Consider the following 20,532-nt stretch of genomic DNA (forward strand, 5'->3'; position numbering starts at 1 on the left):
GGATCGACCAGCGGCTCCTCCCTCCCGGGACGGGGCCGCTCCGTCGTCCCGGGCGCCTGACCAGCGGACACCGTCCATCCGCGACTGCGTACACGAGCGCCTCCTCGGACCGCACACGAACCAGTCCCTGCTAGGAGGGGGTCGACGGGCTCGGCGACCGAGGCTCGGGAGACGCGGCCACGTGCACAGGCCCGGCCTCGTCCGCGGCGCCCACCTTCTCAGCGAGCTCGGCGGCGCGGCCCTGGCCGACTGATCGGCGTCAGAACTGCCACTCCCAGCCGGTGGTGTCACCGGGGTGCTTGTAGACCAGCGTGCCGCTGGTCACGGGCGAGTCGATGACGACCGTGCCGGCGTACTGCTGCGCCGGACCCAACTGGTCGCTCGTGAAGGAGCTTGCGCTGTCCAGGCACGAGTAGGCGGTGCCCCACACGTCGGTCACGGTCAGCCCATCCGGGCCGATGACCTGGAACTGGTCCGCCGACATCTGGACGAAGAAGTCCGGCGGCAGGTTCGCGGTGGTGGCGGCGCGGACGTCGATGCCGATGAAGTGGCCGTTGGTCGGCTCCTGGGGGTACCCGCTGTTGCACTCCTGGTCGACGCGGATCGCGTCGACCGCGAAGCGGAAGACGAGCTCGTCCGAGTTCTCGTCCAGGGAATTCCCGCCCTCTTCCCCGATCTGCTTGATGATGTTGCCGCGGTCGCTCCGCGCCGGTCCATCGGGCTCGGCGCTCGTCGGCGCGGCGGACGTCTGCGTCGGCAGCGTCGCGTCGGCGGCCTCCGTCGATGCGCTGTCCTCGCCGCCGCAGGCGGCCAGGGTGAGGCAGGTGGCGGCCGCCAGGGCGGCGGGCAGGGCACGGCGGAACATCGGGGTCCTCTCGATCCGGGGCGGCACCACGGCGGGCCGTCGTCGTCTCGTATCGGCAGCCGGCCGGTCCGGTGCTACGCAGAGGACGGCGCCGTCGCACCGGCTCCCCATGTGCGACCACCCCGCCCTGCGTCCGTCCTCCGAGTCGGGGCTCGGGTCGCCGGTCCCGTCGATGCGCGCCTTCCGGCAGGCCGAGTTCGACGCTCTCGCCGCGGGGCTCGGGGTCGGCGCTGGCGACCGCCGGCGCTGACCCGGGCGTCGGGGACCTCACCGGACCCGGACGGGGCGGCAGGATGACGCCGTCCACCGGCCGGCGAGCGGGGAGGTCCGACCCGTGTCCCTCGTGCGCCACGTCGTCCCGGCGCCGTTGCGCCCGTTCGTGGCGGCGGCACACGGCTACCGCTCCCCCGCCATGCCCACGGGGCTGCACCGCGGGCTGCCCTCGCGCCACCTCACGCTGGTCGTCGAGCTGGCCGCACCGCTGCGGGTCAGCGGCACCGGCCCGGCCGTGGCCGCGCACGCCGTGGTCGGGGGCCTGCACACCCGGCCGGCCCTCATCGACGCCACCCGACCGCAGGACGGCCTCCAGTACGCCCTCACCCCCCTGGCCGCGGGTGCGCTCCTCGGGCTGCCGGCGGCCGAGCTCGCCGAGCGCACCGTCGACCTGGCCGACGTCCTCGGCCGGGCGGCGGACCGGCTCGTCGACGACCTGGCCGCGGCTCCCGGCTGGGCCGAGCGGTTCGCCCGGCTCGACGCGGCGCTGCTCGACCGGCTCTGCGGGGGCGTCGCGCCCGTGCCGCCCGAGGTGCGCGAGGCCTGGCGCGTGCTGCACCGCAGCGCCGGCCGCTGCCGGGTCGAGGACCTGGCCGCGCACGTCGGCTGGAGCCGGCGCCACCTGAGCGAGCAGTTCCGGCTGGTCACCGGCGTCCCGCCCAAGCAGGCGGCGAGGATCGCCCGGTTCGAGGTCACCCGCCGGCTGCTGCTCGACCCGCGGCGTCCGCCGCTGGCCGAGGTCGCGGTCCGCTGCGGCTACGCCGACCAGCCGCACCTGGCCCGGGAGTGGCGGGCGCTGGCCGGGTGCAGCGTCGGCACGTGGCTGCGCGAGGAGCTCCCGTTCGTCCAAGACAGCGCGCCGGCGGAGGGAGCACCCTCCTCCACATGACCGATGCGACGACGACCACCGCCCCTGCTCCCACCGTCTGGCCGAGCGTCGGCTTCACCGACGTCGACGCCGGCGTCCGCTTCCTCACCGAGGGACTCGGCTTCACCGTCACCGCCTGCTACCGCGACGAGGACGGCACCGTCGCGCACGCCGAGGCGCGCTGGCCGGACGGCGGGGGCGTCATGTTCGGCACCCGCGGCAAGCCCGGCGACTGGGGCGCCCTCGGACCCCAGGGCGTCTACGTCGTCGCGGCCGAGCCGGCCACCGTCGACGCCGCCTGGGAGCGCGTCCGCGGCATGGCCGGGGTCGAGGTGCTGCAGGAGCTGCACGACACCGACTACGGCTCCCACGAGTTCGGCGTCCGCGACGCCGACGGCAACCTCTGGACGGTCGGCACCTACCGCGGCGCCTGACCGGGCGGCGGCGAGGCCCGGCACACCAGCCAGACGAGGGTCGCCTGCCACAGGACGAAGCAGCCGAGCGCACCGAGCCACCCGGCGGGCGTGATGCCGAGGAGCACCGGGCGCGGGACCACGGCGACCGAGCACAGCACCAGGACGCCGGCCAGCCACACGGCCAGCGCGGTCCAGCGGTAGCGCGGCGCCCGGCTGGGGCGGACGGCGACGCCCAGGGCCGACAGGTCCTCGGGCGGGTGCCGGCGCAGCATCCGCCGCCGCGACCGGTAGACGAGCACCCCGGGGTAGCGCTCGGCCAGCAGCCGCTCGCAGCGGCGGCGACGCCGGCGGGAGAGCCGGGCGCGGCGAGGGAGGCTGACGGCCCGGACGCGGGCCGCGGCGGCGCGGAAGCCGGTCTCGCCGAGGACGATCCGGCCGCGGGCGGCGACCACCGCCGTCACGTCGCCCCAGCCGGTCCCCAGGCCGGTGTGGCTGGGGTGGTACCAGCCGTAGAGGCCGCAGCCGCACCCCCGCGCGGGCGGCACGTGGCTCTCGTCCACCGCGCACCGGGCGTGCTCGACCGGCCAGCTCCAGGGCCCGGCGGCGACGTGCACCGGCGGGCGCAGGCCGTCCACGGCCAGGTGGAAGCGCCGGTAGCCCTGCAGCTCCCCCGGGACCAGCGCCGGCGGGTCCGCACCGGGGTCGGCCGGCAGGGTCACGCCGGGACGGGTGCCGCTGGGACGGGTTCGGGGCTCGGCGCGGCCGGGGCCGGGTCGGCCACCGGCTCGCACTCGATCTCCCGGCGTTCGGGGCCGATGTCGCCGGCCACGCAGGGCTCGGCCGCCAGGACGGTCCGGGGTGCCAGCGGTGCGGTCAGCGTGTGCATCTGCGACTCCTCGCCCTGCGACTGGACCTCGAACCGCTCTCCGCAGCCGCGCCGGGGGACGCGCCCGCCGAGTCGGCCCCGCTGGCACGAAGTGAAGCACCAGCCGGGCCGCCGGGTAAGGCGTTCGTCCTCCGGCTGGAGGCCGAGCGGCGCACCGCGTTGCGGTGCTGCACGTCCTCGGCGGACGGCCCTGGCCGGCGCCGCGGCCCGGGGGCCGTCGTCGTACCAGCCGCTGCTCCGTCGGCGGCACCTGCCACCGCGCAGGTGGCGGCGAGGGCGACCGCAGCCCCGGGCTGGAGCGCGTCGTGGTCCGGCGCCACACGGGACGTCGGGACACGCGGGGCGGACCGGTGCAGGACCGCGGGGCCTCCTTGACCCGCCCTGGACCTCTCGCCCAGGCTCGCGGCCAGTCGAGTCCGGGGTGGAGGCCGCCATGGTCGCAGCAACCCGTCCCACGCCCCACCCCAGGTGGCGCCGCACGCTCACCGCGGGGGTCGCCTCCGGCGTCCTGGTCCTCGCCCCCCTGGGCGGCCCGGCCTGGGCGGCGCCGGCGGCGCACCCGGACGGCACCGGGCTCCGGTGTGACAGCAGCGTCAGCGCGCAGCTGGACGCGGTCGTCACCGCGACGCTGGAGCGGACGGGCGTCCCGGGGGTGATCGTCGGGGTGTCGGGTCCGGACTGCCGGTACGAGGATGCGTTCGGGGTCGCCGACACGGCGACCGGGGAGCCCATGCGCACGGACTTCCACAGCCGCATCGGCAGCGAGACGAAGACCTTCACGGTCACCGCACTGCTCCAGCTCGTCGACGACGGCGCGGTGGGCCTGGACGACCCGATCGGCGAGTACGTGGCGGGGGTGCCCGAGGGCGACCGGATCACGCTGCGCCAGCTCGCGCGGATGCAGAGCGGCCTGTTCAACTACAGCGCCGACGAGGACTTCGTCCAGGCCCTCGTCAGCGACCCCTACCGCAGCTTCACCCCGCAGCAGCTGCTGGAGTACTCCTTCGCCCACCCGCTGGACTTCCCGCCGGGTGAGGGCTGGGAGTACAGCAACACCAACACGATCCTGCTCGGGCTGGTCGTGGAGCAGGTCAGCGGGCTGCCCCTGCACGAGTACCTCGAGCGGGAGGTGCTCGAGCCGCTCGCCCTCGACGACACGGTCCTCCCGACCGACAACGCCTTCCCGGAGCCGCACGCCGAGGGGTACACCGCCTTCGAGGGCCAGGTCATCGTGGCCACCGACTTCAACCCGTCCTGGGGGTGGGCGGCCGGGGCGATGACCTCGACCCTCGACGACCTGCAGACGTGGGCGGAGGCCGTGGCCACGGGCACCCTGCTCGAGCCGGAGACCCAGGCCCAGCGCCTCGAGACCGCCGCACCGCCGGGTGCGCTGCCCGGGGTCGGCTACGGGCTGGGCATCTTCGTCGCCCAGGGGTGGATCGGGCACAACGGGTCGATGCCCGGGTACCAGAGCCTCACGCTCCACCTGCCGGAGCGGGAGACCAGCCTGGTGGTGCTGCTCAACTCGGATGCACCGCCGCTCAGCGGGGACGTGGCCCGGTCGTCGTCGGCGTTCGGCACCGCGGTCACCGAGGTCATCAGCCCCGACAACGTCTTCCGGCTGGACCCCTAGCGGGACCCGCCGGGTCAGGACGGCGTGGCCGCGGTCGGCCGGTCCCCGGTCTCCTCGGTCACCGCGGGGGTGCCGGACAGCTTCCGCCAGAGCCAGCCGGACGGCACCCGGCGGCCGGTCACCACGTACTCGCGGACCGCGTCGACGACGAGGGTGACCTCCAGCGCCCGCCGGGCGGCCGGCCAGCCGGCCAGCAGCAGCTCGTCCCCGGGCGCCAGGACGCAGTCCGGGTCCGGCGCGAGCGTCGCGTCGTCCCCCCGGAGCAGGAGCAGCGGCACCGCGTGGAGGGGCTCGTCGCGGTTCTCCGGGTTGCGCATCAGGTCGCCCAGCCGCGCCTCCCCGGAGGCCAGCCAGGGCGTCAGCCCCGGGGCCTCCCGCTCGGTGAGGCGGACCTTCCACAGCGCCTGCAGGTGCTGCCCGCACAGGGCGGTGAGCCGGTCGACGACGCCCGCGGCCCAGGCGTCCCCCTGCTGCGGCATCTCGCGCAGGAAGCGCCAGAGCAGCGGCGTCGAGAGCTGGGCGTAGACCTCGTGCGCGATCTCCTCGGTCGGGACGAGCAGCGCGTCGAGCTCCATCGCGGCGAACAGCGGCGCGCTCGACGGCCGGTTCTGACGAGCGGTGAGGAACAGGGCCGGGTTCAGCCGGCGTGCGGTCTCCACCAGGGAGAGGTTGGTGATGTCGTTGTCGGTCCCGGCCACGAAGCCCACGGCCTCCTCGAGCCCCACCGCGGCCAGCACGCCGGACTCGTAGCCGCCGGCCACGACCACGTCGTCCACGTCGTCGTGCGGGCTCGGGTCGATGACGGTCACGTCGATGCCCTCGGCGCGCAGGTCCTCGGTCAGCTCCCGGCCGAGCCGGCCGTAGCCGCACACCACCCAGCGGCCGCTGCGCGGCGGTGCGCCCCGCGGCGGCAGGGCGGCCCCGGGCCCGGCCTCCAGCCAGGTCAGCAGCTGGTAGGACGCCGGCGCCCGCAGGGCCAGCCGCACGTGGTCGCCGAACAGGTCGAAGGGGTTGACCACGCTCGGCGAGCCGAAGACCCGCATCCGCTCGGCCATGACCTGGGTCGTGGCGCGCGCGATGACCGGGAGGTCGGGACGCAGCAGCGCGGTCGTCATGACCACGGCGAGGTTGGCCTCGTCGTCGTCGGTGAGCGCCACGACCGCCTCGCAGCAGGGGTGGTCCAGGCCCGCGACCCCGAGGTGCCCGGGGTCCCGGGCGTCGGCGGCCAGCCCGGGGACGTCGCCGTGGTACGACTCGAGCTCCAGACCGTCGATCCGCTCGTCGTTCCGGTCCAGGACGACGACCCGCCGGCCCAGCGCGTCCATCGAGTGTCCGAGCAGCTCGCCGGCGCGGCCGTAGCCGGCGATGAGCACGAACGGCTCGGACAGCCGGGCCACCTTGCGGGTGAAGCGCTGCAGCGCCAGCGCCGAGCGGAACGCCCGGTCCTGCAGCAGGCCGAGCAGCGAGCCGATGGCGTAGGCCCAGCCGACCACCGTGAGGTAGATCGAGATGGTCACCCACATCCGCTGGTTGTAGGTGAACGGGTACGGGATCTCCCCGAAGCCGATCGTGGTCGCCGTGTAGCTCATGACGTAGATGGCGTCGAAGAAGCCCATGTCCCAGGGCCGGCCCTCGGCGTCCTGACCGGGGATGAGGGTCAGGCCCAGCACGCTGATCCCGAAGATGGCGATGAGGACGATCAGCGGCGCCCGCATCCGCCGCAGGATCAGGAAGATCGTCTCGGAGGCCTTGGTCGCCGACGCGGCGGCCGCCAGGAGCCGGGCACGCCGGGCCCGCCGCTCCTCCTCCTCGCGCCGGTGGCGGCGTCCCCAGAACGTCAGCAGCGGATTGCCCACGGCGGCCTCCGGCTCACCCGCGGTGGAAGGAGACGGTCTCGATCACCAGCAGGACGACGGAGACGATGTTGGCCATCAACGCGCCTCCGGACAGCGACACGACGCTCGCCGTCCACCCCGCGGTCATGCCGGCCGACGAGACGTACTCGGCGTAGCCGTACATCAGGGCGGCCCCGACCAGCTGGAGGCTCGCCACCAGGCTGGTCGCCAGGTGGATCGCGCCGATCTGGGTGCGGTCGCCGAACTTCAGCACGGTCGCGATGAGGTTGACGACGACCGCGGCGAACAACTCGTAGGGGTTGTGCAGCTCGGGGCGATCGATGTCACCGATGAAGAACCCGAAGTTCAGCGTCGCGGCCAGCAGGACGAAGAACCCGAAGACGACCTTCTCCAGGTTCACGCGTCCTCCCTCCCCGTCGCCCCGGCACCCGGGGATCGGCCCACAGCATCGCTGCTGCGGGCCTGATGCGCTACGGACGCTGCAACAGCGGCAGGACGACGCGGTCGACCAGGTCGGTCACCACGGTGTGGTCCAGCGGCCGCCCGGTGACCAGCCAGCGCAGCGCGAGCACCGCCGGGCCGACCTCCGCCGCGAGCGACTGCCCGGCGCCGGCGGGCACCTCGCCGCGCTCGACCGCCCGTGCGACGACGGTCTCCCAGGCGGCGTCCCAGTTGGCCAGCGGCAGGCGGCGGCTGCCCTCCTGCAGCACCGGGTCGTCGATGACGGCGCCGAGCAGGCTGCGGATCGCCCGCCCCGAGGGGCCGCTGAACAGCTCCACCACCTCGGTCAGGACGGTGACCAGGTCCTCGCGGAGCTTCCCCGTGTCGGGCACCTGCAGCACCGGCGCGCCCGCCACGTCCATGACGCTGAGCAGCAGCTCGGCCTTGCTCGACCAGCGCCGGTAGATGGTCGCCTTGCCGACCCCGGCGGCCATCGCGACGGCGTCCATCGTCAGGCCGGCGTAGCCGGACCGGCCGAGCACCTCGATCACGGCCGAGGCGATCGCGGCGTCCCGCGACGCGTCGAGTCGACGTCCCCCGGTCCGCGTGCGGGTCGGGCGGACCGCTCGCGCCCTCTCGTCACACTGAGTCACGACATGAACGTAACGCGTATTGCGGAACCGTGCAGGACGGAGTGCACGCCCCGGTGCGCGGGACGCTTCGCACCGGGACGGGCACCGTCCGCCACGGGGCGCCCCGGGTCGGCCGGGATCCCGGCAACGCGGCGGGGCCGGCCGCGTCCCCCGCGGCCGGCCCCGTGCGCTCCCCTCGACCGGCTCTCCCGTCCCCCCGCGGTCGGGCCGGTCGTCGTGCGACCGGGTGCGCCGTCCCCCGCGGCGTCCCCGGCCCGACCGGTGCACCGTTCCCCCCGGTGCCCCGGTCGTCCCCCGTCCCGGCCGGCGCCGCCGTCCCCCACGGCGGCGCCGGTCGTCGTGCCCGGCGGCGTCGTCCCCTCGACGCCGCCGGTCGGTGCGCCGGCGGCTCCCTCCCCCCGTGCGATGGAGACGCCGGCTGTCCTCGGGCCCCGGGGCCGGGTCCCACCGGTGACGCCCCGCTGCTCGTCGTCCCGGTGACGGGGAGGACTCTGCTGGCCCATCCGCAGGACACCCGCGGGACAACCGCAAGAGACCCGCAAGACGCGGAAACGGCGTTGCGGGCCTCCCTACGGTCGGGACGTGACCCGGACCGAGGAACGGACGCCGGTCCACCGCGCCGAGGACGGCGAACTGGTGGGCTGGCTCTCCACCGAGCGGCGCGGCGACGCCGACGTGGTGGTCGCCCGCGCGCTGTTCGGCGCCGCCCTGCGCGTGCTGCCCGACCGACCGGCCGCCGAGGCGTTCCTCCGCCGCTGCGGCCTGCCGCTGCTGGCCGAGCGGTGGTGGTACCGGCCGGCCGACGGGACGGCGGAGCGGCCCACGTGGCTGGTCGAGGCCCGGCCGGGCGCGGTGACCGTCCGGTTCGGGTACGACCCGCACGACACCGCGACGCTCACGGGCGCGGACCTGGACCGGCTGCGGCCGGAAGCCGGGGGCGCCTGCCGCGGTTGACCCTCGCGTGAGCAGGGACGTCGAGGTCGTCGTCATCGGGGCCGGCCAGGCCGGGCTGAGCGCGGCGCACCACCTGGCCCGGCTGGGGCTCGACCTCGTCGTCCTGGACGCCGAGGAGTGCGCCGGGGGCGCCTGGCAGCACCGCTGGCCCTCGCTGACGCTGGCCCGCACCCACCACGTGCACGACCTGCCCGGCCTGCCGTTCCCGCCGGCAGGGGACGACGTGTCAGCCGCCGAGGCGGTCCCCGCCTACTTCGCCGAGTACGAGCGGCACTTCGCGCTGCCGGTGCACCGGCCGGTCCGGGTGCGCGCCGTCCGCCGCACCGCGGAGGACCGGTTCCGCGTCGAGACGCCGGACGGCGACTGGACCGCCTCCGCCGTCGTCAACGCCACCGGCACCTGGACCCGGCCGTTCGTGCCGCGCTACCCGGGCCAGGAGCTCTTCCGCGGCCGCCAGCTGACCCCGGTCGACTACCGGGGCGCCGCGGAGTTCGCCGGGCAGTCGGTGGTCGTGGTGGGCGGCGGCGCCTCGGCGGTGCAGCTGCTCGGGGAGATCGCCGAGGTCGCCGACACCACCTGGGTGACCCGGCGCCCGCCGGTCTGGCGCGAGGAGCCGTTCGGCCCCGACGCGGGGCGGGCGGCGGTCGCGCTGGTCGAGGACGCCGTCCGCGAGGGCCGCTCCCCCGGCAGCGTCGTCGGCGTCACCGGGCTGGTCCTCACGCCCTGGGTGCGGGAGGCGCGCGCCCGCGGCGTCCTCGACCGGCTGCCGGTGTTCGACCGGCTCACCCCCGACGGCGTGGCATGGGACGACGGCCGCTTCGTCCGCGCCGACGCCGTCCTGTGGGCCACCGGCTTCCGCGCGGCGCTGGGCCACCTGGCGCCGCTGGGGCTGCGCGGGCCCGGCGGCGGCATCCGGATGGAGGGCACGCACGTGGCCGGGGAGCCGCGGGTGCACCTGGTCGGCTACGGCCCCTCGGCGAGCACGGTGGGCGCCAACCGGGCGGGACGGGAGGCCGCGGTGGCGCTGCGCCGGCTGCTGCGCCCCGAGGCGGCCCTGCCCCGCTCGGCGTAGCGGTCGCTCCCGGCGGGATCGGCGATGTCGCACGGTCCCGGGGTCGGAGGCGGGCGGGATCGGCGGTCCCGCCGCATCGGGGCACGTTCAGGGTCGGTCCAGGGGGTTCCCGGATACCCCCGGGCGCCGGCGGCCGAGAGCCTCGACGCCATGACCTCCCCGACCTCCCGCGGCCCGGTGACCCCGTGATCGCCGCGCACCGCCTCACCAAGACGTACGGCACCCGCACCGCCGTCGACGGGATCAGCTTCACCGTCGAGCCCGGCCGGGTGACCGGCTTCCTCGGCCCCAACGGCGCGGGGAAGTCCACGACGATGCGGATGGTCCTGGGCCTGGACCGCCCGACCTCGGGCAGCGTCACCGTCAACGGCCGCCGCTACGCCGACTACCCCGCCCCGCTGCGCGAGGTGGGCGCGCTGCTCGAGGCCCGCGCCCTGCACCCGGGCCGCTCGGCACGCGACCACCTGCGCTGGCTGGCGGCCAGCAACGGCATCCCGCGCACCCGCGTCGACGAGGTGCTCGACCTGGTCGGGATCACGGCGGTCGCCGACCAGCGGGTCGGCCGGTTCTCCCTCGGCATGGGCCAGCGGCTGGGCATCGCGGCCGCGCTGATCGGCGACCCGCCGGTCGTCGTCCTCGACGAGCCGGTCAACGGCCTGGACCCCGAGGGCATCCGCTGGGTGCGCACCCTCGCCCGCGACCTCGCCGCCGAGGGCCGCACGGTGTTCGTCTCCAGCCACCTGATGTCGGAGATGGCCCTGACCGCCGACCACCTCGTCGTCATCGGCCGCGGCCGGGTGCTGGCCGACTGCTCGACGGCGGAGTTCGTCGCCCAGCACGCCGCCTCCCACGTGCGGGTCCGCAGCCCGCAGCACGACCAGGTCGCCACCCTGCTGCGCCGCGAGGGCCTGGACGTCGCCGCGCACGGCGGGGAGCTGCGGGTCCGCGGCCTGGAAGCGGCCGCCGTCGGTGAGCTGGTCGGCCGCTCCGGCCTGCTGCTGCACGAGCTGACCCTGGTGCGCTCCTCGCTCGAGGACGCCTTCATGACCCTGACCGCCGACAGCGTCGAGTACGCCGCCACCCCCGCAGGAGCCTCGCGATGACCGCGACCGTGGGCACGCACGCCTGGACCCGGACCGCGACCCCGGCGGTGCCCGGCGCCGAGGCGACGCTGCGGGCGGAGTGGGTCAAGTTCTGGACCGTCCGCTCGACGCCCTGGTCGCTCGTCGCGATGTTCGTGCTGGGTGCCGGCCTGACCACGCTGGTGTGCGCGCTGAGCGCCGAGGCGCTGGCCCGCGGGGACGTCGGCGAGCCGGTGGGCGCCTTCGTCACCTGGGGCATCGTGTTCGCCCAGGTCACCGCCGTCGTCCTGGGCGCGCTCGTGGTCACCAGCGAGTACGGGACCGGGATGATCCGCGCGACGCTCGCGGCCACCCCGCGGCGCGGCGCGGTGCTGGCGGCCAAGGCCGCGGTGCTCGCCTCCACGCTGTTCGTCGCCGGCACCCTGACCGCGCTGGCCGGCTACCTCGGCGGCAACTGGTTCCTCGACCGCGAGGGCATCGGCCTGGCGCTGACCGACGACGGCGTGCTGCGGTCGATCCTCGGCAGCGGCCTGTACATGGCCGGGCTCGGGCTGTTCGCCGCCGGCGTCGGCCTGCTGGTGCGGCACACCGCCGCGGCGCTGGCCGTCGTGCTGGGCCTGGTGTTCGTCGTCGGCAACCTGGTGATGGTGCTGCCCGGTGCCTGGGGCGAGTGGGCGACCAAGCTGATGCCGGGCAACGCCGGGTCGCGGATCGCGACGCCGGAGTCGTTCAACCCGCTGCTGCTCGACCCGTGGGTGGGCTTCGCGGTGTTCGTCGCCGAGGTCGCCGTCGTCCTGGGGCTCGCCGCGGTCGTGTTCACCCGCCGCGACGCGTAGCTGTGACGCGTTGCGGTGGACCGGTCGCGGGGGCCCGGAGGGCCTCCCGACCGGGACACGGGCAGCGGCTCAGCACCGGTCGGGGGCGGCACGTGGAGGCGGTGTCGTCCGGTAGGACGACAATGCACAAGGTGACCGCACCCGACCCGCAGGAGACCGGCCGGCGCACGGCCGACGAGCTGGTCCGCCGCCTCGCCGCCGACGACGCCGCCGGGGTGGACGAGCTGCTCGCCGGCATCACCGAGATCCGCGACCTGGTGTTCGTCGGCGCCGGCCTGACCACGATCGCGCGCGCCGACGGCCGGCAGCTCCCCCCGGCCCAGCGCGCGCAGGCCAGCACCCGGCAGCTGAACCTCGGGCAGCTGCGGGACAGGCACCGCGGTGACCCCGACGGGTTGCGCACCTGGCTGCGCCGGTCGGCCGAGGAGGTCCTCTTCCTCCGCGCGCTGCGCGAGGCCGCCGCCCGCGTCGCCGGCTGACGAAGGCCCCCCTGCCCCCCACCAGAGAAGGACCCCGTCCTCCCCACCCCTCGCAGGCTCGGGGCGGGCCCCTGGACGGGGCCGGCCGGCGGGACCCCGCAGGGGGCCGCCCGGTCACGCCGGGCGGGTCGCCACCCGCGCCAGCGGGAGGATGAGCAGCAGCACCCCCGAGACGAGCACGTAGGTCCACGGCAGACCGACCCCGGCCGCCACCAGCCCGAGCACCAGGGCGCCGACGGCGGTCCCGGCGTCGAACGAGGCGTTCCACATCGCGCTGGCGGCGGTGGCCCCGCCCTCGCCGGCGCGGGCGAAGGCGGTCAGCAGCGTCAGGTTCTGCACCGCTCCGTAGCCCGCGCCGAAGACGGCGGCACCGGCGAGGACCCAGCCGGCGCCGGCGCCCAGCCCGAGCGCGACGGCGGCGAGCCCGCCCGCCGAGGTGAGCAGGGCCAGCGGCAGCAGCAGCCGGGTGCCCGTCCGGTCGGCCAGCACGCCGGCCCGCCAGCGGCCGGCCGCCGCGGTGATCCCGAAGACCAGCAGCGTCGCCGTCGCGAGGACGCCGTCGGGCCGCTCGATCGGCAGGAACGTCACCAGCCCGCCGCCCGCGAGGGTGACCACGAGCAGCACCCCGGACGGCGCCAGCGCCGCGAGCACCGCGGCCCGGGAGGACGACCTCTCGCTGCGCGGCTCGGCGGGCACCCCCCGGACGACACCGGGCACCAGCGGCAGCGCGAGCACCGGCGCGGCGGCCAGCCACGCCATCCAGGCCGCGTGCCCGCCGAGCACGAGCGCCACCCCGGCCGGGACGAAGGCCAGGTTGGGCACCGCGATGGCCAGCCCGTAGAGGCCGATCGACTCGCCGCGGCGCTCCGGTGGGGCCACCCGCGCGGCCAGCGTCGCGCCGAGCACGGTGAGCACCGCGAAGCCGAGGCCGCGCACCGCGGACACCGCCGAGAGCCAGAGCAGCCCGTCGCCCACCGCGTACAGCGGCGAGGGGGCGCCGAGGGCGACGAGCCCGGCGGCCAGCACCGGGCCCGCGCCGAACCGCGCGGTCAGCGCCGGCACCGCTGACTGGCCGGCGACGGTGACCGCGAGGAACACCGCGGTGACCAGCCCGGCGGTGTCGGCGGCGGCGCCACCGGCGACCGCGTACGCGGGCAGCGAGGCCAGGGTCAGGGTGAAGCTGGTGAAGCCCAGCACCGTCGCACCGGCCAGCGCCCGCACCGCCGGCAGCCGCCACAGCGACGTCCGCGATCCCGTCGTCCCCTGTGCCACACCGCTCCCCTCGACCGGTCCCGTCGCCCGGCCGACCAGCATGACCGGCCGGGCCGGCCGGCACGGGGCCGGGGGCGCGCGAGCGCCGCGCCGGCCGACGGCGGTGCACCATCCCGAGGGTGCCCGCACGCCCGCGCGTCCTGCCGACGGATCGCCCCCGCCCGGTGTTCAGCCGCCTGTACGCCCGCATCAGCGAGGGGATGGACGCCGAGGGCCTCGGCGCGCTGCGCACCGAGCTGCTCGCGCCGCTGTCCGGGTCGGTGGTGGAGGTCGGCTGCGGCGACGGCCGCAACTTCGCGCGCTACCCGGCGGCGGTGAGCGGGGTGACCGCGGTCGAGCCCGAACCGCACCTCCGGGGCCTGGCGACCCGTGCGGCTGCGGCGGCGCCCGTGCCCGTCACGGTCGTCGCCGGCACCGGCGAGGCGCTGCCCCTGCCGGACGGCGGTGCCGACGCCGCCGTGCTCTGCCTGGTGCTGTGCTCGCTGCCCGACCGCGACCGGGCGCTCGCCGAGGTCACCCGCGTGCTGCGTCCCGGGGGGACCCTGGCCTTCCTCGAGCACGGCCTCGGCCCGACCCGGCGGGTGCGCGCGGCGCAGCGCCTCGCCGACGCGACCCTGTGGCCGCTGCTGGCCGGTGGCTGCCACACCGCCGTCGACCCGGTCGGCTCGATCCAGCGCGCCGGGTTCGAGGTCACGGCCCTGCGCCGGCTGCGGTTCCCCGACTCCCGCCTCACCCTCCCGGCCACGCCGCACGTGCTCGGCCTCGCCCGCCTACCCGGCTGACCGCAGGCGGGGGTAGGCAGGGGACGTGCCCCTGCTCACCGTCGGCCACGGCCCCGACGACCGCACCCGCCTCGGCGCCCGGCTGACCGGGGCGGGGGTCGGGCTGGTCGTCGACGTCCGCCGGTTCCCGGGGAGCCGCAGCAACCCCGACGTCCGGGCCGACGCGCTCGAGCGGTGGCTGCCCGCCGCCGGCGTCGGCTACCGGTGGGACGCGCGGCTGGGCGGGCGCCGCCGGCTCCCGCCGGACGAGCCCGTCGCCGACGGCTGGTGGACCGTCGCCCAGTTCGCCGCCTACGCCGCACACACCCGGACGCCGGAGTTCGCGACGGCGCTCGACGAGGTGCTGGCCGAGGCGGCGACGGCGACCGTGGCGGTGATGTGCAGCGAGAGCGTGTGGTGGCGCTGCCACCGGCGGATCGTCGCCGACGTCGCCGTCCTCGGCCGCGGCGTGCCGGTGCACCACCTCATGCCCGACGGCCGGCTGACCCCGCACGTCCCGTCGGCCGGCGCGGTGCTCGGCGCCGACGGCGAGGTGTCCTGGCCGGCGGCAGCGCTCCCCTGACCGCCGTTGCGCAGGGGACCGGCCCCGCCTCGGGAGGCGGGGCCGGTCGGGTGGTGGGCGGTGCCGGTCAGTCGAGCCGGTGACCGCAGTCCCGGCAGAACCGCGTGCCCGGCGCGTTGCCGGTGTGCGCGCAGGTCGCCCGCCGCACCACCGGCGTGCGGCTCAGCACGAACCCCTCCGGCCGGCCCACGAAGCGGGTGGCCTCGGCGCGGGCGGGCCGACCGGCCGGCGGGGCCGCCGGGGCCTCGGCGGCCGCGGACGCCGTGACCAGGGACGGACGGCGACGCTGCAGGAACACCCCGCCGGCGGCCACGAGCAGCGCCCCGGCGCCGGCTGCGTAGGGCCACGTCGACGAGTCGGCCCCCTGGGCGGCCGCGGCCGGGTCCAGGGCCGGGGAGGACGTGCCCTCACCGGTGGTCCCGCCCTCGCCGGACGAGAGGTGCAGGTCGACGCCGCGGTGCTCGAGGAAGGTGCGCAGCGCCGTGCCGTCGGTGATGAAGTTGAAGTTCTGCAGGTCGCCGAGGTAGGAGCTGTTCACCCCGATGACCGCGCCGTCGGCGTCGACGGTGGGGCCGCCGGACATGCCCGGGGCCACCTCGGCGTTGATCTCCGTCGTCGAGACACCCGTGGGCGAGGTCTGGACCGAGCTCACCGTGCCGCTCTTGAAGGAGGCGCGCAGCCGGTCGACGTCGGTCACGTCCTGGACGTTGCCGGGGTACCCGATCGCGGTCACCTGGTCGCCGGGCGCCGCCGGTGCGGTGGCGACCGACAGGTACGGCGTCGACTCCTCCAGGTTGTTGATCTTGAGCAGGGCGACGTCCCCCTCGTGGAAGGACCGCCAGTCCAGCACCTCGGCCACCAGCGGGTCGTCCAGGACCGAGCCCTCCACGGTCGACGGCTGGGACGCCCGCACGATGCGGGTGGGCTCCGCCTCACCCTGCACGCCGACGACCCGCCAGCCGGCGAGGGTCCGCGCCGGGGGCTGCGGGATGCCGGCGTCGGCGAGGTAGGTCGTGAGGACCTCGGTGCGGATCTCCGCGGGGTCGTCCTCGACGCAGTGGCCGGCGGTCACGATGTGGCCGGAGGAGTCGGCGAACCAGCCGGAGCACTGGCCCGCGGGGAGCACCACCGGCTCGGCCGACCGGACCCACCGGCCCGCGCTCTGGTACTCGACGTGGGCCTGGTACTCGACCTGCAGGTGGACGATGGCCTTCTCCGCGTCGGCCGGCGAGGTCGAGCTCGAACCGCTCCCCGGCTCGTCGGCCAGCGCGGCGACCGGCGTCGTCGCCAGCAGCGCGGCACCGGTGGCCGCGGACAGGACGGCGGTGGCGAGGGTGCGCCGGGACAGGCGGCGGGGGCTGGCGGTCATGGCGGGGGTCCTCTCGGGAGGGGGCTCGGCGAGCCCGACACGACGAGCGTCGGGCGCACCGCCGGCCCGCTCCAGGACCCCTAGGGTGGGCATCGACCCACCCTCGGGGGCGTCTGCCCACCCCTGGGGCGGCGGTGTGCGCCGTTGCCGCCGGGAGGGGTGCGCCGCATCATGGGCGCGTGCCTGACGGGGCTCTGACCTGCCCACTCCTGCGCTACGCCGACGCGGACGGCCGCCCGGCCGAGTTCCTGCTGACCGGCGCGGCGCCACGGCTGACCGTGGGCCGGTCACCGGAGAACGACCTCGCCCTGACGTGGGACGCGGAGGTCTCCCGCCTGCACGCCACGCTCGAGTGGATCGGCGGCGCCTGGACCATCGCCGACGACGGGCTCAGCCGGAACGGCACGTACGTCAACGGGGAGCGGCTCACCGGACGGCGGCGGCTGCGGGCCGGTGACGGCATCCGGGTCGGGGGGACCCTCCTGGCCTTCCGGGAGTACGCGTCACGCCGGGACGAGTCGACGCGGGTGGCCGCCGACGTGCCCACGCTCGGTGCCCTCACGGAGTCGCAGCGCGCGGTGCTCCTGGCGCTGTGCCGGCCGTTCAAGCACGGCGGCGCCTACGCGACGCCGACGACCAACCAGCAGATCGGCGCCGAGCTCTTCCTCAGCGAGGACGCCGTGAAGACCCACCTGCGGGCGCTGTTCACGAAGTTCGGGATCGGGGACCTGCCGCACAACCAGAAGCGCCTGCGGCTCGTGGAGCGGGCGCTGCAGAGCGGCGTCGTGCGGGAGCGGGACCTGTAGCGCCGCTCCCGAGCGGGACGGCGGCCTCCCCGCGGGGCGGTCAACGGGGCCGGCGGGGGCGCACCGCCGGCACCCCGTCCGCGTCCTCAGCCGGTGCCGTCCAGGGACCGGGCGACCCGGTCGAAGGTGTCCACCTGCTCGGCGAACACCGACGGCGGCGCGAAGAAGACGAGCAGCTGCCGCGGTGACGAGTCCAGCGCCAGCACGCGCACCTGCAGGGAGGCGTCGTCCCCGAGGCCGAGCGTGCCGCTCATGGCGCTCGCCTGCAGGTCCCCGACCGTCTCCCGCTCGCCCGGGCGCAGGTCCGCGTCCCGTCCCGGGAGCAGCGCCTGCGCGGCCGGGAGCTGCGCCGCCGGGGAGTCGCCGTCCAGGCGGGGCCGGTGGTAGATCGCCAGCCCCACGACCGCCGCGGGATCGGCGTCGACCGCTGCCGCCGCCGACGGCACCCCGCCGGGGTCGTCGGCGAACAGCGTGGTCAGGTCCGTCGGGGACAGCACGGTGACCGAGCTGGCGCCGGCCTCGTGGGTGCGGGCGGCCCAGTCGGCCGGCACCTCCAGCGTGTAGGGGATGTCCTCGGCGGCGAAGGTCGTGAGCTCCTCGCCCCGGCCGCGGAGGACGAGCAGACCGACGACGACGGCCACGGCGACCAGGGCCGCGACGACGGCCAGCGCCTGGGCCCACCCGCGCCGGGAGCGCGGGCGGGGCGCGTCGTCCACCGCGCCGGGCTGGGACGGGTCCTCGTCGCCGGGCGGCGGGCCGGCGGGTGCCGGCGACGGGGAGGGCGCCGGGGGCCCGGACGGCGTCCCGGCCTCCATCAGGGCGACCAGCGCCCCGCAGGTCGCCGGGCGGTCGTCCGGGGACTTGGCCAGACCCGCGGCGAGCGCCTCGTCGACGCCCCCGGCCAGCTCGGGCAGGAGGGCCGCCGCGCGCGGTGGCACCCGCGACAGGTGCGCCCACATCAGCGCGACGTCGTCCTCCCCGTCGAAGGGCGGGCGCCCGGCGAGTACCGCGTAGGCCACGCAGGCGAAGGAGTAGACGTCGGCACGGCCGTCGACCGGGTCACCCCGGATCTGCTCGGGCGCGACGTAGTCCAGCGTGCCGAGGAAGTGGCCGCTCGTGGTCAGCCCGGAGATCGACGTCGACCGGCGGGTCAGCCCGAAGTCGGTCAGGTAGGCGTGCCGGTGTCCCTGCCGCGAGCGCTCGTCGACCAGGACGTTGCCCGGCTTGACGTCGCGGTGGACCAGCCCTGCAGCGTGCGCGGCGTCGAGGGCGTCGGCCACCTGGTGCAGCAGGTCCAGCGCCTCGGGCAGCGGCAGCCGGGTCCGCCGGTCCAGCTCGGTGCGCAGGTCGGACCCGGGCACGTAGCGCATGGCGAGGAACAGCTGTCCCTCGGCGTCGCCCGCCTCGTAGATCGGGATGATGTTCGGGTGGTCCACGGCGGCGGCCAGCCGGGACTCGCGGAGGAAGCGGGCGCGGAAGTTCTCGTGGCTCGTGTACTCGGGTGCCAGCAGCTTCAGCGCCACCTTCCGGTCCAGCCGGACGTCGTGGGCGAGGTAGACGACGCCCATGCCGCCGCGTCCGATGACCGAGTCCACCCGGTAGTGGGCGAACGACGTCCCCGGGTCCAGCAGGGCCGGCTGGGGCCGCATCTCAGCGCACCGGCGAGCCGCACGCGGCGCAGAAGCGGGCCCGCTCGCGCAGGGGGTCCCCGCAGTCGGAGCAGAACGCCGCGGCCGACCGGGCCGGCGGCACCGACTGCTCCCGGGCCGGGGCCTGCTTGAGCTGCGTCCGCTCGTACGTCGGCGCCGGGACCGGCCGGGCACCTGGCGGCGGTGCCGTGGGGGCCGACGCCCCCTGGGTGGCCGGCACCGGAGCCGGCTCGCGCCGCTCGGCCACGGCGGTCTCGGCCAGGGCCGCGGGGGTCGGCACCCCGCCCGTCCCGGGCCGGGCGCCGCGCGGCCGCCGGTGTCCGGGCCGGCGGCCGCGGCGGCGGAGGAGGAACGCCAGGCCGAGCAGGAGCAGGACGAGCCCCACTGTCCCGACCCAGAGGCCGAGCGCGCCGAAGCCGCCGCTCCCCTCGTCCCCGGCGGCCGCGGTGTCCTCCACGCCCTCGGCACCGGCGGCGTCCTGGGCCCGCTGGAGGTGCTGGGCCGCGAGCGCGGAGTCGTAGTACGTCAGCGACTCCTCGAACGCGCTCGCCGCGGAGGCGTTCGCGTTCCCCGCGGTCAGGTGGTCCACGCCGCGGCGGAACACCGCGTCGAACTCCGAGCCGGCGGGCGGCGTCCCGGCGGCTGCGAGCGCCTCGTGCAGCCGCTGCACCGGGACCACGGTCGGCGTCCCGCCGGCGGTCGCGGCCAGGCCGGTCACCTCGCCGGTCGCCGGGTCGAGGACCGGCCCGCCGGTCATCCCACCGGCCAGTGCCGCCGCGACGTCGGCGTCCGAGGAGAGCGCAGCGGTCCCGGGATCGACGGCAACGGCCATCTCCCCCGGCGGCAGATCCGGTGCCGGGGGCGCGGTGAACCCGGCGAGGAGCCCCCGCTCGAGCGGCTGCTGGTCGGCGGGCGCCAGCTCGGCGGTCGGGGTGCCGCCACCGCCGCTGATGCGCAGCAGACCCACCTCGGCGGGCCCGTCGGGGACCGGCAGCAGGTCGGCCGGTGTGCTGGTCGGCTCCCGGGTGTGCGGGAACACCGTGTACTGCGGCACGAAGAACAGGACGCAGTGCTCGACCTGGTCGTAGCAGTGGTGCAGGTGCGGGGCCCAGTACTGGTCGACCGCCTCGGCGCGGCGGGCGAGGTCGCCGTCGTTGCCCACCAACGCGGTGCCCATCTCCTCCTGGAAGAGCCGGTTCGCCGCGAACACGACCACGTCGTCCTCGGTCACGGTGAGCGCCTGGCCGGTGGTGGCGATGACCCCGTCGGAGGAGGTGAAGACACCCGACGCGCTGCGGATCGGCACCTCGTACCTGCCTCGGACGACGTTGACGTCACCGGTGGAGTGGTCGATGTGGGCGATCTCCGCGGTCGCCGAGACCTCGATCCGGACGACGGCCGCGCGCGAGCCCTCGACACCGCTGACCACGCCCGCGCCTGCCGCGGGCGGGTCGTCCGCGGCACCCGCCGCCCCCACGGCGAACAGGGGGGACGACGCGAGGGCGAACACCGCGGCCGCCCGGGACCACCGGTGCCGGTGCCTGCCCGGCCTGTCCGGTCCCGCCCGACGCCTCGGGTGGGTCGGCCGCGGTGGGTCCTCACGCCGACGGTCCACGACACGGCCTCCCGCCCCGGTCGGCCCCCGGTGCAGTACTGGCTGGGCCGAAGTGCCCGGGACGGTCCCGCCGCCGTCGACCGTTGCCAAGGCCCCACGGGACGAGAAGCAGCAGGCCGGGCGCCCGTTGAGCACGCCGTCACGCTCCGCCCACGGGCCCCTC

21 protein-coding genes are annotated in these 20,532 nt (G+C 76.6%); 11 read left to right on the forward strand and 10 right to left on the reverse strand.

The window, feature by feature from the left end:
- Nucleotides 1-259 precede the first annotated feature (259 nt).
- Nucleotides 260-865, reverse strand: coding sequence for a hypothetical protein (locus ACI79G_RS07075; protein ID WP_456880428.1), 606 nt, complete (start codon nucleotides 863-865; stop codon nucleotides 260-262).
- Nucleotides 866-1,199: 334 nt separating this feature from the next.
- Here ACI79G_RS07075 and ACI79G_RS07080 point away from each other — a divergent pair, with 334 nt between their 5' ends.
- Both ACI79G_RS07080 and ACI79G_RS07085 read left to right on the forward strand, forming a co-directional pair.
- Complete coding sequence (locus tag ACI79G_RS07080) at nucleotides 1,200-2,027, forward strand: helix-turn-helix domain-containing protein (protein WP_456880429.1); 828 nt, start codon at nucleotides 1,200-1,202, stop codon at nucleotides 2,025-2,027.
- The gene (locus ACI79G_RS07085) at nucleotides 2,024-2,440 is read left to right on the forward strand and encodes a VOC family protein (protein ID WP_456880430.1); all 417 of its coding nucleotides are present in this window, start codon (nucleotides 2,024-2,026) and stop codon (nucleotides 2,438-2,440) included. The genes ACI79G_RS07080 and ACI79G_RS07085 overlap by 4 nt, the downstream gene beginning before the upstream one ends.
- Here ACI79G_RS07085 and ACI79G_RS07090 read toward each other — a convergent pair.
- The gene (locus ACI79G_RS07090; protein WP_456880431.1) at nucleotides 2,425-3,141 is read right to left on the reverse strand and encodes a hypothetical protein; all 717 of its coding nucleotides are present in this window, start codon (nucleotides 3,139-3,141) and stop codon (nucleotides 2,425-2,427) included. The two genes, ACI79G_RS07085 and ACI79G_RS07090, sit on opposite strands and share 16 nt — an antisense overlap.
- A complete protein-coding gene (locus ACI79G_RS07095; protein WP_456880432.1) occupies nucleotides 3,138-3,308 on the reverse strand; it encodes a hypothetical protein in 171 nt (56 codons plus the stop codon). Before ACI79G_RS07095 ends, ACI79G_RS07090 begins: the two co-directional genes overlap by 4 nt.
- 433 nt (nucleotides 3,309-3,741) lie before the next feature.
- Between ACI79G_RS07095 and ACI79G_RS07100 the strand changes: the two genes are divergently transcribed.
- Entirely contained in the window at nucleotides 3,742-4,941 is a 1,200-nt protein-coding gene (locus ACI79G_RS07100) for a serine hydrolase domain-containing protein (RefSeq protein WP_456880433.1), read from the forward strand.
- Between the two features lie 14 nt (nucleotides 4,942-4,955).
- On the opposite strand, the gene ACI79G_RS07105 is transcribed toward ACI79G_RS07100, so the two are convergent.
- The 3 genes from ACI79G_RS07105 to ACI79G_RS07115 form a co-directional block, all read right to left on the reverse strand.
- Nucleotides 4,956-6,797 carry a potassium channel family protein gene (locus tag ACI79G_RS07105; RefSeq protein ID WP_456880434.1) on the reverse strand — a complete coding sequence of 614 codons (1,842 nt, stop codon included), beginning with the start codon at nucleotides 6,795-6,797 and terminating at the stop codon, nucleotides 4,956-4,958.
- Between the two features lie 13 nt (nucleotides 6,798-6,810).
- Nucleotides 6,811-7,197 (reverse strand): DUF6394 family protein, encoded by a 387-nt coding sequence (locus tag ACI79G_RS07110; RefSeq protein WP_456880435.1) that lies wholly within the window; start codon nucleotides 7,195-7,197, stop codon nucleotides 6,811-6,813.
- A 70-nt stretch (nucleotides 7,198-7,267) separates the two neighbouring features.
- Nucleotides 7,268-7,789: a TetR/AcrR family transcriptional regulator gene (locus tag ACI79G_RS07115; RefSeq protein ID WP_456880436.1), complete on the reverse strand. Its 522-nt coding sequence runs from the start codon at nucleotides 7,787-7,789 to the stop codon at nucleotides 7,268-7,270.
- A gap of 684 nt (nucleotides 7,790-8,473) precedes the next feature.
- Here ACI79G_RS07115 and ACI79G_RS07120 point away from each other — a divergent pair.
- From ACI79G_RS07120 to ACI79G_RS07140, 5 genes are all read left to right on the forward strand, one after another.
- A complete protein-coding gene (locus ACI79G_RS07120) occupies nucleotides 8,474-8,845 on the forward strand; it encodes a hypothetical protein (RefSeq protein ID WP_456880437.1) in 372 nt (123 codons plus the stop codon).
- Nucleotides 8,846-8,852: 7 nt separating this feature from the next.
- Nucleotides 8,853-9,917 (forward strand): FAD-dependent oxidoreductase, encoded by a 1,065-nt coding sequence (locus ACI79G_RS07125; protein ID WP_456880438.1) that lies wholly within the window; start codon nucleotides 8,853-8,855, stop codon nucleotides 9,915-9,917.
- A gap of 185 nt (nucleotides 9,918-10,102) precedes the next feature.
- A complete protein-coding gene (locus tag ACI79G_RS07130) occupies nucleotides 10,103-11,020 on the forward strand; it encodes an ABC transporter ATP-binding protein (protein WP_456880439.1) in 918 nt (305 codons plus the stop codon).
- On the forward strand, nucleotides 11,017-11,835 hold the full coding sequence (locus tag ACI79G_RS07135) for an ABC transporter permease subunit (protein ID WP_456880440.1): 819 nt from the start codon (nucleotides 11,017-11,019) through the stop codon (nucleotides 11,833-11,835). The genes ACI79G_RS07130 and ACI79G_RS07135 overlap by 4 nt, the downstream gene beginning before the upstream one ends.
- A gap of 131 nt (nucleotides 11,836-11,966) precedes the next feature.
- A complete protein-coding gene (locus ACI79G_RS07140; RefSeq protein ID WP_456880441.1) occupies nucleotides 11,967-12,314 on the forward strand; it encodes a hypothetical protein in 348 nt (115 codons plus the stop codon).
- A 114-nt stretch (nucleotides 12,315-12,428) separates the two neighbouring features.
- Here ACI79G_RS07140 and ACI79G_RS07145 read toward each other — a convergent pair whose 3' ends face one another.
- Entirely contained in the window at nucleotides 12,429-13,586 is a 1,158-nt protein-coding gene (locus ACI79G_RS07145) for an MFS transporter (RefSeq protein ID WP_456880442.1), read from the reverse strand.
- 119 nt (nucleotides 13,587-13,705) lie between these two features.
- Here ACI79G_RS07145 and ACI79G_RS07150 point away from each other — a divergent pair, with 119 nt between their 5' ends.
- Together ACI79G_RS07150 and ACI79G_RS07155 are read left to right on the forward strand one after the other, a co-directional pair.
- Nucleotides 13,706-14,368 carry a class I SAM-dependent methyltransferase gene (locus ACI79G_RS07150; protein WP_456880443.1) on the forward strand — a complete coding sequence of 221 codons (663 nt, stop codon included), beginning with the start codon at nucleotides 13,706-13,708 and terminating at the stop codon, nucleotides 14,366-14,368.
- Between the two features lie 25 nt (nucleotides 14,369-14,393).
- Nucleotides 14,394-14,930, forward strand: coding sequence for a DUF488 domain-containing protein (locus ACI79G_RS07155; RefSeq protein WP_456880444.1), 537 nt, complete (start codon nucleotides 14,394-14,396; stop codon nucleotides 14,928-14,930).
- Nucleotides 14,931-14,997: 67 nt separating this feature from the next.
- Here ACI79G_RS07155 and ACI79G_RS07160 read toward each other — a convergent pair whose 3' ends face one another.
- Nucleotides 14,998-16,299 carry a S1 family peptidase gene (locus ACI79G_RS07160; protein WP_456880445.1) on the reverse strand — a complete coding sequence of 434 codons (1,302 nt, stop codon included), beginning with the start codon at nucleotides 16,297-16,299 and terminating at the stop codon, nucleotides 14,998-15,000.
- 179 nt (nucleotides 16,300-16,478) lie between these two features.
- Between ACI79G_RS07160 and ACI79G_RS07165 the strand changes: the two genes are divergently transcribed.
- A complete protein-coding gene (locus ACI79G_RS07165) occupies nucleotides 16,479-17,105 on the forward strand; it encodes an FHA domain-containing protein (RefSeq protein ID WP_456880446.1) in 627 nt (208 codons plus the stop codon).
- A gap of 86 nt (nucleotides 17,106-17,191) precedes the next feature.
- Here ACI79G_RS07165 and ACI79G_RS07170 read toward each other — a convergent pair whose 3' ends face one another.
- Both ACI79G_RS07170 and ACI79G_RS07175 read right to left on the reverse strand, forming a co-directional pair.
- Nucleotides 17,192-18,754, reverse strand: coding sequence for a serine/threonine-protein kinase (locus ACI79G_RS07170; protein WP_456880447.1), 1,563 nt, complete (start codon nucleotides 18,752-18,754; stop codon nucleotides 17,192-17,194).
- A 1-nt stretch (nucleotide 18,755) separates the two neighbouring features.
- Nucleotides 18,756-20,264: a zinc-ribbon domain-containing protein gene (locus ACI79G_RS07175; RefSeq protein WP_456880448.1), complete on the reverse strand. Its 1,509-nt coding sequence runs from the start codon at nucleotides 20,262-20,264 to the stop codon at nucleotides 18,756-18,758.
- Between the last annotated feature and the right edge of the window lie 268 nt (nucleotides 20,265-20,532).

The sequence above is a fragment of the Geodermatophilus sp. SYSU D00779 genome (genome assembly GCF_054050595.1).

Excerpts from the sequence above, each read along its gene's own strand:
- ACI79G_RS07075 (WP_456880428.1), bottom strand. The coding sequence starts at position 865 with ATGTTCCGCCGTGCCCTGCCCGCCGCCCTGGCGGCCGCCACCTGCCTC.
- ACI79G_RS07085 (WP_456880430.1), top strand. The coding sequence starts at position 2,024 with ATGACCGATGCGACGACGACCACCGCCCCTGCTCCCACCGTCTGGCCG.
- ACI79G_RS07095 (WP_456880432.1), bottom strand. The coding sequence starts at position 3,308 with ATGCACACGCTGACCGCACCGCTGGCACCCCGGACCGTCCTGGCGGCC.
- ACI79G_RS07100 (WP_456880433.1), top strand. The coding sequence starts at position 3,742 with ATGGTCGCAGCAACCCGTCCCACGCCCCACCCCAGGTGGCGCCGCACG.
- ACI79G_RS07135 (WP_456880440.1), top strand. The coding sequence starts at position 11,017 with ATGACCGCGACCGTGGGCACGCACGCCTGGACCCGGACCGCGACCCCG.
- ACI79G_RS07160 (WP_456880445.1), bottom strand. The coding sequence starts at position 16,299 with ATGACCGCCAGCCCCCGCCGCCTGTCCCGGCGCACCCTCGCCACCGCC.
- ACI79G_RS07170 (WP_456880447.1), bottom strand. The coding sequence starts at position 18,754 with ATGCGGCCCCAGCCGGCCCTGCTGGACCCGGGGACGTCGTTCGCCCAC.